11 protein-coding genes and 1 pseudogene are annotated in these 12,251 nt (G+C 71.2%); 11 read left to right on the top strand and 1 reads right to left on the bottom strand.

Going from position 1 to position 12,251, the window contains the following annotated elements; genetic code table 11:
* The first annotated feature begins 118 nt into the window (after positions 1-118).
* The 8 genes and pseudogenes from L3X23_RS07230 to L3X23_RS07195 all read left to right on the top strand — a co-directional run bounded on the left by L3X23_RS07230 (position 119) and on the right by L3X23_RS07195 (position 7,505).
* A complete protein-coding gene (locus L3X23_RS07230; protein WP_237191321.1) occupies positions 119-1,219 on the top strand; it encodes an ABC transporter ATP-binding protein in 1,101 nt (366 codons plus the stop codon).
* Between the two features lie 17 nt (positions 1,220-1,236).
* Positions 1,237-2,595, top strand: coding sequence for an ABC transporter substrate-binding protein (locus tag L3X23_RS07225; protein WP_237191320.1), 1,359 nt, complete (start codon positions 1,237-1,239; stop codon positions 2,593-2,595).
* Positions 2,592-3,365: a metallophosphoesterase gene (locus L3X23_RS07220; protein WP_237191319.1), complete on the top strand. Its 774-nt coding sequence runs from the start codon at positions 2,592-2,594 to the stop codon at positions 3,363-3,365. Before L3X23_RS07225 ends, L3X23_RS07220 begins: the two co-directional genes overlap by 4 nt.
* On the top strand, positions 3,362-4,330 hold the full coding sequence (locus tag L3X23_RS07215) for a carbohydrate ABC transporter permease (RefSeq protein ID WP_237191318.1): 969 nt from the start codon (positions 3,362-3,364) through the stop codon (positions 4,328-4,330). The genes L3X23_RS07220 and L3X23_RS07215 overlap by 4 nt, the downstream gene beginning before the upstream one ends.
* On the top strand, positions 4,320-5,180 hold the full coding sequence (locus L3X23_RS07210; RefSeq protein ID WP_237191317.1) for a carbohydrate ABC transporter permease: 861 nt from the start codon (positions 4,320-4,322) through the stop codon (positions 5,178-5,180). Before L3X23_RS07215 ends, L3X23_RS07210 begins: the two co-directional genes overlap by 11 nt.
* Positions 5,181-5,353: 173 nt before the next feature.
* Entirely contained in the window at positions 5,354-5,959 is a 606-nt protein-coding gene (locus L3X23_RS07205) for a dimethylsulfonioproprionate lyase family protein (protein WP_237191316.1), read from the top strand.
* A gap of 12 nt (positions 5,960-5,971) precedes the next feature.
* Positions 5,972-6,166: pseudogene (locus L3X23_RS07200) on the top strand (IS5/IS1182 family transposase); the annotation flags it as partial.
* Between the two features lie 73 nt (positions 6,167-6,239).
* A complete protein-coding gene (locus L3X23_RS07195; protein ID WP_237191315.1) occupies positions 6,240-7,505 on the top strand; it encodes an IS256 family transposase in 1,266 nt (421 codons plus the stop codon).
* Between the two features lie 77 nt (positions 7,506-7,582).
* Here L3X23_RS07195 and L3X23_RS07190 read toward each other — a convergent pair whose 3' ends face one another.
* A complete protein-coding gene (locus tag L3X23_RS07190; protein WP_237191314.1) occupies positions 7,583-8,785 on the bottom strand; it encodes a cytochrome P450 in 1,203 nt (400 codons plus the stop codon).
* Between the two features lie 139 nt (positions 8,786-8,924).
* Between L3X23_RS07190 and L3X23_RS07185 the strand changes: the two genes are divergently transcribed.
* From L3X23_RS07185 to L3X23_RS07175, 3 genes are read left to right on the top strand one after another with little or no spacing between them, the layout of a single operon-like run.
* The gene (locus tag L3X23_RS07185; RefSeq protein ID WP_237191313.1) at positions 8,925-9,356 is read left to right on the top strand and encodes a thioesterase family protein; all 432 of its coding nucleotides are present in this window, start codon (positions 8,925-8,927) and stop codon (positions 9,354-9,356) included.
* Positions 9,357-10,640, top strand: coding sequence for an NAD(P)/FAD-dependent oxidoreductase (locus L3X23_RS07180; RefSeq protein ID WP_237191312.1), 1,284 nt, complete (start codon positions 9,357-9,359; stop codon positions 10,638-10,640).
* A gap of 13 nt (positions 10,641-10,653) precedes the next feature.
* Positions 10,654-12,249, top strand: coding sequence for an AMP-binding protein (locus L3X23_RS07175; RefSeq protein ID WP_237191311.1), 1,596 nt, complete (start codon positions 10,654-10,656; stop codon positions 12,247-12,249).
* The last annotated feature ends 2 nt before the right edge of the window (positions 12,250-12,251 follow it).

The raw sequence follows: 12,251 nt of genomic DNA, 5'->3' as shown, positions 1-12,251 counted from the left end.
TCCCAGATCAGACGGCGTGCGCGCGCCTGCCCGGTGGTGACGCGACGGGCGGTCGTTCACCTCGGGGCCATCCCGCGCTGCTGACATCCGCGCCAGCCACTACCGAAGGAGTACCGCGGTGAGCCGCATCCAGATCGAGGGTCTGACCCGCCGCTTCGGGGACGTCACGGCCGTCGACGGCATCTCGCTCGACGTGGCCGACGGCGAGTTCCTCGTCCTGCTCGGTCCGTCCGGCTGCGGGAAGTCGACCCTGCTGCGCATGGTCGCCGGGCTGACCCCGCCGACGGGCGGCCGGATCCTGCTCGACGGCCGCGACATCACCTCGGCCGCGCCCCGCGAGCGGGACCTCGCGATGGTCTTCCAGAGCTATGCGCTCTACCCCCACCTGACGGTCGCGAAGAACATCGGCTTCCCGCTGCGGACCCGACGTCGTCGCGACCCTCGGATCGATGCGGACGCCAAGGTGGCCGAGGTCGCCTCGGTGCTCGGGCTGGAGGACCTGCTCGACCGCCGTCCGAAGGCGCTCTCCGGCGGGCAGCGCCAGCGCGTCGCTCTCGGCCGCGCCCTCGTCCGCGACCCCGGCGCCTTCCTGCTCGACGAGCCGCTGTCCAATCTGGACGCCACCCTGCGCACCGCCACCCGCGCCGAGCTGACCGACCTGCACCGCAGGCTGCGCTCCACGTTCGTCTACGTCACCCACGACCAGGTCGAGGCGATGACGATGGCGACCCGCATCGCCGTGCTCAACGGCGGACGGCTCGAGCAGGTCGGGACACCCGAGGAGGTCTACGACGCCCCCGCGTCCACCTTCGTCGCCGGGTTCATCGGCTCCCCCGCCATCGGTCTCCTGCCCGCCCGACTCTCGAGTGTGGACGGTGCGCTGCGCGCGGTCGGCGACGGCGTCGAGGTGCCCCTGGGTGCGGGCGAGGACCACGGCCGGGACGTCCTCGTCGGCGTCCGGCCCGAGCACCTGCGACTCGGTGCAGGCGACGTGCAGTTCCGCGGCACGGTCCGGCACGTCGAGAACCTCGGCGGCGAGGAGGTCGCCCACTTGGACGTGGGTGCCGGGCGGATCGCGCTGCGCGGGCCGCGCCCGCTCGACCTGGCCGTCGGCGATCCCGTGGCGCTCACCTGCGACCCCGCCCGCGTCCACCTGTTCTCCGCCACCGGCGGCCGCCGTCTCGTGCGGACCCCCTCCCGCGACACTGTCGCGGCCTGACACTCCTAGGAGTCGACGTGCGTTCCCTCCGTCTCGCCACCGCGGTCGCCGCGGCCGCTCTGCTCGCAGGCTGTGGGGTGGGCGGATCCGCCGACCCCGCGGCGGGCACCGCCGAGCGTGCTCCCGAACTGGCCCCCGACCAGCAGGTCTCGATCACCTTCGAGTCCTACAACTTCGGCCAGGCCGGTCCCTGGACCGACACCTTCAACGGGCTGCTCGAGCGGTTCCGCGCCGAGCACCCGAACATCACGGTGACCGCGCAGAAGCCGCAGGGCACGAGCCCGAACCCGGCTGCCGACACCATCTCCAGCGTGCAGACCCAGGCCGCGACCGGCAACGCCCCGGACGTGGTCCAGATCGGATTCTCCGACATGGGATTCCTGGTGGACCAACTCGGCGCCAAGTCGCTCGACGACCTCGTCGGCGCCGACGCCGTGCAGCAGAACTTCGGCGGCACGCACCCCTTCGCCCCGGCGACGACGACGCTCGGGCAGCTGGACGGCAAGACCTACGGCGTGCCGTTCGTACTGTCCACCCCGGTGCTCTACTACAACGCCTCGCTGTTCACCGCGGCCGGCCTGGACCCGGCGAAGGCCCCCACCACCTGGGCCGAGGTCGCCGACGCCGCCACGCGGATCAAAGCCGCCACCGGGAAGGAGGGCGCCTACGCGGACTGCGTGACCACGACCGCGAAGGACTGGTGTCTGCAGAGCATCGTCAGGTCCAATGGCGGGCGGGTGCTCTCCGAGGACCGGACCACGCTCGAGTACGCAGGTCCGCAGTCGGTGCAGGCGGTCTCCACGCTCGCCGACATGGTCCGCTCCGGCGCCAGCCCGAAGTTCAGCCAGCAGCAGGCCGTCGAGGCCTTCGCCCGCGGTGACCTGGGCATGATTCTGGAGTCGTCGTCCCTGCAGGGCACGTTCGGCAAGGGCGCCAAGGGGGCGGGCTGGGAGCTGCGCGGGGCCGCCGCACCGTCGTTCGGCACGTCGCCGGCCGTCCCGACCAACTCCGGCGCCGCGCTCTACATCCTGTCGAACGACCCGGCGAAGCAGCGCGCGTCGTGGGAGCTGATCACGTTCCTCACCAGCGACGAGGCCTACACCCAGATCGCGAAGAACATCGGCTACCTGCCGCTGCGCACCGGGCTGATGGACTCCACGCTCAAGGACTGGGCCGCCGCCAACCCGACGACCGGGATCAACGTCGAGCAGCTGAACCGGATGGAGCCGTGGGTCTCGTTCCCCGGCAGCGACTACCTGCAGATCCGGGACGGAATGATCGACGCCGTCGAGCAGGTCGTGCTGCAGGGGGCGGACCCGCAGGCCACTCTCTCCGCCGCCCAGGAGCGCGGCCAAGCCCTGCTGGAGGCCCGATGACGTGGCTCGCCGTCGTCTCCGACACGCATCTGACCGCCGACCCGACGTCGACGTCGACACTGCGCACGGCACTCGCCCGGATCGAGGCCGGGACGCGACCGGACGCGCTGATCCTGCCCGGTGACCTCGCCGCCGACGGCGAGCCCGGGGCCTACGCCCGGCTCGGCGAGCTGCTCGACCAGGTCTCGATGCCCACCGTTCCGGTGATGGGGAACCACGACGAGCTCGGCGCTTTCACCGCCGCCTTCGGCAACCCGGACCGCGTCGTCCGGGCCGCGGGCACGCGGATCATCGCGCTGGACAGCACCATCGCGGGCCACCACCACGGGCGGGTCGAGGCGGCGCAGCTGGACTGGCTCGCGGCCGAGCTCGCGGAGCCGGCGCCGGAGGGCACGGTGCTGGTCCTTCACCATCCGCCGCTGCCCTCGCCGGTCCCGTCGGTGGATCTGCTGCGGCTACGCGAGCCCGAGAAGCTCGCCGAGGTCCTGGCGGGCTCGGACGTCCGCATGATCGTGTGCGGGCACGCCCACCACGCCGGAGCCGGGGTGCTCGGCGGCGTCCCGGTGTGGGTGGCACCCGCGCTGATCTACCAGGTCGACGCCTTCCCACCTACCGGGCGGCTGCGCGGTGTCTCGGGCGCGTCGATCAGCCGGATCGACCTGTTCACCGACGCCGCCGTCGCCACCGCGGTACCTCTCGACGGCGGCCCGGTCTACGACGTCGACGCGGCCGAGCGGATCGCGTGGATGAGCGAGCGGATCCCGCGGTGACGCTGCTCACCGATCGACCCGCGGAGTCGTTCGTCGAGGTCGCCGCACCGGAACGGGCCGGCGTGCCCGTTCCGGTGCGGGTCCGGTGGACGACCCGGATCGCCCGCGCGGCCCCGCCCTACCTGTTCCTGCTGCCCGGCCTGGCGCTGCTCGTCGTCTGGGTCTACCGACCGCTGGTCACGACCGTGCAGCTGTCGTTCTTCTCCTGGAACCTGCTGCCGACGAGCCCGGCCGAGTTCGTCGGGTTCGCCAACTACGAGCGCCTCTTCGCCCTGCCGGACTTCCCGGCGGCGCTGGGACGCACCGCGGTCCTGATCCTGGGGCTGCTGCCGTTCACACTCGTCGTGCCGACGGTCGTCGGCCTGCTGGCGCGGCGGGTGCACGGCCGGGCCGCCACGGTCTACCAGGCGCTGGTCTTCGCGCCGATGCTCGTGGCGCCGGTCGCGGGCGCGGCGGTGTGGCAGTGGATGCTCGACCCGCGGGGCGGGCTGGTCAACCGACTGCTCGGCACGTCCACCAACTGGCTGCAGGAGCCGGGCTGGGCGCCAGTGGTGATCATCGTCGTCACCGGCTGGCACGTGCTCGGCTTCGCGACGCTCGTCGTGGCGGCCGGGCTCGCCGGCATCGACTCGGAGTACTCCGCGGCGGCCTCGCTCGACGGCGCCACCCGCTGGCAGACCACCCGCTGGATCACCCTGCCGCTGCTGTCCCCGACACTGGCGTTCCTGCTGCTCATGACCCTGCTGCTGGCCGCGCAATGGAGCTTCCCGCTGGTCAACACGCTCACGAACGGCGGACCGTCCGGCGCGACCACGAACGTCTACTACCTGTTGTGGGACTACGCCTTCGGCTCGTTCGACGCCGGACTGGGCGCGGCCGCAGGAATGATCTTCTTCCTGGGCTTCGGACTCCTCGCGCTCGGGCTGGTCCGCCTCACGGAACGGTTGTCCTTCCATGACTCTTGAAGCCGTCGAAGGCCCGGTACACACGCCGTCCGACGGAGCGGCGGCCCCCCGCGCCCGAGGACTGATCGGTCACCTCGTCCTCGGCCTGCTCGGCCTCGCATGCGTCGTGCCGGTCTACTGGCTGTACGCGACCTCGCTGCGCGCGCCCGAGGACGTCTACTCACTCAACCCGTTCCCCTGGCCGCTGTCCGGCGCGTCCTACGTCGAGGCCTGGGGCGCGGTGGACATGCCGCGGCTCCTGCTCAACACCTTCGTCATGGCGGCGATGATCGCGCTCGGGCAGCTGCTCACCGGTCTGCTGGCCGGATACGCCTTCGCGGCCTGGCGGTTCCGGTTCCAGAACGCGCTCTACCTGGTATTCGTCGCGACCTGGCTCGTGCCCTTCCAGGTCACGATGCTGCCGAACTACGTGCTGCTCAACCAGCTCGGCACGCTCAACACCGTGGCCGGAGTGATCATCCCGAACCTGTGCTCGGCACTCGCGGTGATCATGCTCCGCTCGCACGTCCGCTCGGTCCCGTTCGAGCTCCTGGAAGCCGCCCGGATGGACGGCCGCAACGCCTGGTCGACGCTCTGGACGGTCGTCGTGCCCAACCTCGGCCCCGCCCTCGCCGCCCTCGGCGTGCTGCTGTTCGTCAACGCCTGGAACGAGTACTTCTGGCCCGCCCTGGTGATGCAGCGCACGAACGCCGTCCTGCAGCTGGGCCTGCGCAGTTTCATGGGCACCGAGGGCAACGACTGGGGCCCGTTGATGGCGACCGCAGGTCTGGCGTGTCTGCCGGTGCTGGTGCTCTATCTGGTGTTGCAGCGGAGAATCGTGGACGGATTCGTGAGATCCGGCCTCAAATAGCGCATCATGGATCCACAACTGTCGATTCGGAATTCCCGAACGACAGTGAACGCTTTCCAACCTGCCTGAGGGCGGCTGTCAGGTGGTCGGGCAGGGCGAGAGCGGGGCATCTCATCTGATATCGGCCGATCACCTCTTACCATCGTGACTTCTCCGAAGCGACGAGAGGGACGGTGGACGTGCACCACAATGCGCTGCAGACCGTGGTGGTCGGCCTGCGACGACGCCTCCTGGCCGACGGTCTCGACCACCACGCCGAGCTGCTCGACACGCTCGCCCCGCCCGATCCCGGCCGGCCTGGGCTCGCCCTCCCCGTGCTGTCCCACCTGGACAGGGCCGCCACCCTGGCCGCCAGGGGCGCGGCCCACGACCTCGCCGGCGCCGCTCGCCTGCTCGGGTCCAGCGCGGCGTGGACGCAGACAGCCTCCTACGTCAATGACCCGCCGAACCCGACGTTCCTCGACGGGTACGCCCACGCCACCCTCGCCGGCCGGCCCGACGACACCGGCCCCGGGCCGGACGGCGCCGTCGCACTCGGGCTCGTCCTGCTCGGCCCCCACGTCCACTACCCGCCCCACCACCACCCGGCCGATGAGGTCTACCTCCCCCTCACTGACGCGACCTGGCTCGACGACGACGGCGGTTACACCACCCGGCCTGCCGGGACACTCCTGCACCACCGTCCGTGGCAGCCCCACGGCATGCACACAGGCGACGCCCCGCTGCTAGCCGTCTATCTCTGGACCGGTGACGTCAGCAGTCCCTCGCAGTTCTGCTGACGCGCCGAGGACCCCGAGACCGGCAGGCGGCGCACGCTCTCCCGCAACCAGCGCGACGTGAACTCCGCGCACGCCCGTCGGCGCGGGCCGGGCGAGCGCGCCAACGCCGTACTGAAGGCCCGGCGCGTCCTACGCAAGATCCGCTGCTGCCCACGACGAACGACCGATCTGGTCAAGACCGTGCTGGTCCTCAGCCTCCCCGGCTGAAGCCGAGGGGACTGTCCGACAAACGGTGTAACTGGTCCGACACGCCGAGCTGTGCTCGGGGGAAGGATCAACGATGACCGAGACGATCGAGCCTGTGCCGGATCGGATTGATCAGCAACAGCTCGCTCAGCAGCTGGTGGAGGCGGCCCGTGCCGAGGGCGTGGAGCTCGTCGGCCCGGGCGGGCTACTCACCGGCCTGACGAAGACGGTGCTCGAGACCGCCCTGGAGGCGGAGATGACCGAGCACCTGGGCTATGACCGCCACGACCCCGCCGGGCGGGAGAACCCCAACTCCCGCAACGGGACGCGGGTCAAGACGGTGCTCACCGAGATCGGCCCGGTGCAGATCGAGGTGCCCCGCGACCGGGACGCGAGCTTCGACCCGGTGATCGTCCGCAAGCGCCAACGCCGCCTGGACGGCATCGATGAGATCGTGCTGTCGCTGACCGCCCGCGGCCTGACCACCGGTGAGGTCGCGGCGCATTTCGACGAGGTCTACGGGGCGAAGGTCTCCAAGGACACCATCTCAAGGATCACCGACAAGGTCCTCGACGAGATGACCGAGTGGGCCCAGCGCCCGCTCGACGCGGTCTACCCGGTGCTGTTCATCGATGCCATCCACATCAAGGTCCGCGACGGCCAGGTCACCAACCGGCCCTTCTACGTCGTCATCGGCGTGACCGTCGACGGACACCGCGACATCCTCGGGATCTGGGCCGGCGAGGGCGGAGAGGGCGCGAAGTACTGGCTCCACGTCCTGACCGAGATCAAGAACCGCGGCGTCACCGACGCCTGCATCGTGGTCTGCGACGGCCTGAAGGGCCTCCCGGAGTCGATCACCACCGTCTGGCCGCAAGCGCTGGTTCAGGCCTGTGTGCTGCACCTGATCCGCAACACCTTCCGCTATGCCTCCCGCAAGTACTGGGAGCAGATGGCGAAGGACCTGCGTCCGGTCTACACCGCGGCCACCGAGGCGGCCGCCCAAGCCCGGTTCGACGAGTTCGCCGCGACCTGGGGCGGGCAGTACCCGGCGGTCCTCGTGCTCTGGCGCTCGGCGTGGTCGGAGTTCGTGCCGTTCCTCGACTACGACGTCGAGATCCGCAAGGTCATCTGCTCGACCAACGCCATCGAGTCGATCAATGCCCGCTACCGCCGTGCAGTCAAGGCTCGCGGCCACTTCCCGACCGAGCAGGCCGCGCTCAAGTGCCTCTACCTGGTCACCCGATCACTTGACCCCACCGGGAAGGGCCGGGCCCGGTGGGCGATGCGCTGGAAACCAGCCCTGAACGCCTTCGCGATCACCTTCGCCGGCCGTATCGTTCCCAGCAACGGAAGCTAGCCATCACAACCGGTTACACCGTTCATCTGACACTCCCAAGCCGAGTGGAAAGGACTCGGTGGTGGCTCCACGATGCCTCAGGTGAGGGTGAGGGGGAGTTCGCGCAGGCCCCGGATGAGCAGGTTCGGGCGATAGACGAGGTCGCCCGCCTGGTCGATCGTCCGCACTCGCTGCGCCAGCTGCTCGAAGAGGATGTCGCCCTCCAGCCTCGCCAGGGCTGCGCCCATGCAGTAGTGGATGCCCAGCGCGAATCCGAGGTGTCGGGGGGTGGCGGCGGAGCTCGCGTAGCGGGTCACGTCGAACGCGTCGGGGTCCTCGAAGGCCCGCGGGTCACGGTTCGCCGAGCCGACGAGCACGCACACGTTGTGCCCTTCGGCGAAGGTCCTGTCCCCCACGACGAGATCCTGCTTGGCCGTGCGGGTGGTCATGTGGACGGGCGAGTCGTAGCGGAGCACCTCGTCGACCGCCGGTCCGGACAACTCGGGGTTGGCGCGGACCAGCGCCAGCTGCTCGGGGTTGCGGAGAAACGCCAGCAGCCCGTTGCCGACCATGTTCACCGTGGTCTCGTGGCCCGCGATCAACATCGTCACGCAGGTCGCCAGCATCTCGTCCTCGGTGAGGACGTCGCCCGAGTCGTACACCTGTGTCAGGCCGCTGACCAGGTCGTTCTTCGGCTCCCTGCGACGGAGTGCAATCAGCTCGCGGAAGTGCTGCAGGATGTCGCGCGAGGCCTGGTCCCGGTTCGTGCACTCCTCGGGCGAGAGCACGAAGTCCGGGTCGAATCCGCGGGCCAGGTGCGGCCCGACGCGGTGGACGAGCTCGGTGTCCTCGACGCCCAGGAGCTCGCAGATCACGATCAACGGCAGCGGGTAGGCGATCGCCTCGATGGCCTCGACCGTCCCCTTCTCGAGTGCCGCGTCGAGCAGCTCCCCCACCAGTGCGGTGATCCGCGGCCGCAGGTCCGTCACGCTCTTCGGGGTGAAGGCCTTGCTCACCAGGCGGCGCAGGCGGGTGTGGTCCGGCGGGTCCATCCACAGGAACGACGTCGGCAGGTCGACCTTGGCCGCGTCCGGGTGGAACAGCTCGGCCTCGTCCCGGTGGCTCCACAGCGTCTCGGACAGGATCTGGGTGCACTCGGCGTGGCGGGTCACGAACTCCACGCCGAATCCGCTGTCGAGGAAGGGCGTGGCCTCGCGGACGAGGGCGTAGCGGGAGTAGGGATCGGGGCGGTGCTGCAGCGCGAAAGCGTCGAACACGGGTGGGGACAGTTCGGTGGTCATCACCCGAGAACACTCGCCCGAGATGACCTGGAAATGAACCGGCCGTGGCCGATGGGCGCCGATCGCCGTTTCTGATGGCGCGATTCCGGACGCTTTCCACGGATTGACCGGACCGGTGCGAATTGGTGGTCTGGGAGCCATGAGCGCCGCCACCACCCACCGCACCGAGCTGACCGTGCGGGGCTACGAGATCGACGCCCTCGGCCACGTCCGACACACCGTCTACCTCGACTACGCCGAGCACGCCCGGTGGGAGTGCCTGCGGGCGGCCGGGCTGTCGGCGCAGACGCTGCTCACCCACGGCGTCATGCCGATCATGCTCGAGACCACGATCTCCTACCGCCGCGAGCTGCGCTACGACGACCGGTTCACCGTCGGCTGCGAGTTCGAGTGGGGCACCGGCAAGACCGCCCGGATCACCCAGCCTCTCACCCGGCTCGACGACGGGGATGCCGCCGCCGAGGTCCGCAGCGTCTCCGGGCTGCTCGACCTCGCCGCCCGCAAGCTCGTCGCCGACCCAATCGAGCGTCTGCGCACCCTCGCCACCGACCCGTCCGCCCTGGGGCTGTAGATGCGCTCCGTGGTGATCGGGGGCGGGTTCGCCGGGCTGCTCGCCGCGCGCGTGCTCGCAGAGCGGGGGCCGGTGGTGATCGTCGAGCGCGACCCCGGCACCGGAGTCCGCCGCGGGGTCCCGCAGGGCCGTCACCTGCACGGACTGCTGGACCGGGGTCGGCAAATCGTCGAGCAGCTGCACCCCGGCTTCACCGACGACCTCGTGGCGGCTGGGGCCTCGACCGCGGAGCCGCTGGTGCGGACCCGCTGGTTCCTCCACGGACGCAGGCTGCACCCCACGGCGACCGGAATGCGCTCGGTCCTGGCCACCCGCCCGCTGATCGAGGACGTGCTGCGCTCCCGCACGCTCGTCGAGACGGTGGCAGGCTCGGCCGCCGGTCTCAAGCTCGATGCAGGTCGAGTGCGCGCGGTGCGGACGGCCGACGGCAGCGAGCTGGCTGCCGACCTGGTCGTGGACGCGTCCGGGATGGCCTCCCGGCTGCCCGTGTGGCTGGCCGAGTCGGGTCTGCGGTCGCCGCGGGAGGACCGCGTCGACGTGGACCTGGGCTACGCCACCCGCACCTATCGTCGCCGTCCCGACGATCTGGGTGGCGACCTGAACGCCCTGGTCTCGACGATCCCGCGCTCTCGCGGGGGCGGCGCGATGGCCGTCGAGGGCGACCGCTGGCTGGTCACCCTCGCCGGGTTGCTCGGTGACCATCCTCCGCTGGACGACGCCGGCTTCCGCGCCTTCGCCGCGACCCTCCCGGCCGGCCCGATCGGCGACCTCGTGGCGCGCGCCGAGCCCCTCGACGACCCGGTCCCCCACCGCTTCCGCGGCTCCCGGCACCGCCGCTACGACCTGCAGTCCTGCCTGCCGGAGGGGCTGGTGGTCGTCGGGGATGCGGTCTGCAGCCTCAACCCGCTCTATGCGCAGGGCATGACGCTCGCCGCTGCGCAGGTCGCCGCCCTGCAGTCCTGGGACGGATCGCAGACGCGATCGCTCAACCGCACCATCGGCAGGCTCTGCCGCGCGGCATGGGACATCGCGACGCGCGCCGACCTCGCCCTGCCGGAGGTCGAGGGCTCCCGGCCGCTGCCCGCCCGGATCCTCGACGCGTATGTGGGCCGGGTCCAGCGTGTCGCGCACCATGACCCGGTGGTCTCACGTGCCCTGATCCGGGTCGCGAACCTCGCCGACCCCTCGTCGTCCCTGCTCACGCCGGAGGTGCTGGTGCGGGTGCTGCGCCCTGGCACGGGCCGCCCGGTGGACCAGGACACCCGGATCGAGGTCTCGGTATGAGTGGGCGCCCCCGGTGAGCGCGCGTCCGACCGTCCCGCGGGCCGCGCCGCGAAGCGAGCCGACACTGCACGAGCGACTCGACGCCGTCGCACGCGATCGTGCCGACCAGGTCGTGTGCTTCCACTCCGAGCAGGCGACGCTGTCCTACGCGGAGCTGGTCGAGACGTCGGCTCGGATGGCGGCGGGCCTCGCGCGGCATGGAGCCGGACCCGGAGACGCGATCGGGATCCTCGCCCCGAACGGGCCCGAGTTCCTGCAGACCGTGTTCGCCGCCTCCAGGCTCGGTGCCGCCGTCTGCCCGCTGCCGCTACCCGCAGGCCTGCGCGATCTCGCCGAGTACGGCGGCCGCACCGCGGGGATCGTCACCGCGGCGGGCGTGCGCCACCTGGTCCTGTCGACCCGGCTGCGACGCGTACTGGGCGCGCGGGCCACCGAGTGGAACGCGACGGTCCTCGACTCGACGGAGCTGACGGCCGCCCGGCCCCTCCCGACCCGCCAGGTCGATCCCGACACCCCCGCCGTCCTTCAGTTCACCTCCGGCAGCACCTCGGCGCCGAAGGGAGTCGTGCTCACCCACACCAACGTCCTGGCCTGCGCGGAGTCGATCATCGAAGCGATCGGCCTCGGTCCCCGGGACGCCCACGCGTCCTGGCTGCCGCTGTTCCACGACATGGGGTTGTTCGGCACGCTCACTGGCCTGTTCGTCGGGATCCCGGTCCACCTCTGGAACCCGACGGCCTTCGTCAAAGACCCCGGACGCTGGCTCGCCGAGTTCGCGGCGACCCGCTCGACGATCTCGACCATGCCGAACTTCGCGTTCGACGCACTCGTGCAGACCGCGGAGCAGGATCTCGACCTGAGTGCCTGGCGGGTCTGCTTCAACGGAGCGGAGATCATCCGCCCGGAGTCGGTCTCCGCGTTCACCGCACGGTTCGGCCGCGCCGGATTCCGCGCCGAGGCCATGACGCCCGGCTACGGGATGGCCGAGGCCACGCTCGTCGCGACGCTGCCGCCAGTCGGCCGCGCCCCCGTCGTCGACTCGGTCGACAGGGACGCCCTGGCCCAGGGGCGGCGCGAGCCCGGTGACAAGGAGATCGTGGGACTGGGCCGGGCGGTGCCGGGGATGGAGCTGCGGATCGCCGACGGTCCGGTCGGGGAGATCCAGCTCCGCGGCCCGGCCGTGACCAGCGGATACCTGACCGGAGCGCAACCCTTCACCGGCGACGGCTGGCTGCGCACCGGCGACCTCGGCTACCTCCGCGACGGGGAGCTGTTCTTCGCCGGGCGCGCCAAGGAGCTGATCACCGTCAACGGGGTGAACACCTACCCGGCGGACGTCGAGGCCGAGGCCGCCGCCGTCCCCGGAGTCCGACGTGGGCGGTGCGTCGCACTGGCCCGCCTCGACCCGCACGAGCACATCGCGGTCGTCGCCGAGACGGCCCTGCCCGAGGCGGAGCACGAGCGGCTCCGCCACGCCATCGCCGCGCGGGTCCGCCGCGCGCTCGGCCTGTCAGCGCTGACGGTCCACCTCACCGCACCCGACACCCTGCCCCGCACCACCAGTGGCAAGCTGCGCCGGCTGGCGACGGCCGCGCTCATCGAGAGGTAGCC

Origin of the sequence: Pseudonocardia sp. WMMC193, from assembly GCF_021728735.1 — a bacterium.
GTDB classification, from domain to species: Bacteria; Actinomycetota; Actinomycetes; order Mycobacteriales; family Pseudonocardiaceae; genus Pseudonocardia; species Pseudonocardia oroxyli.
This window is presented reverse-complemented; position numbering and strand designations above follow the sequence as displayed.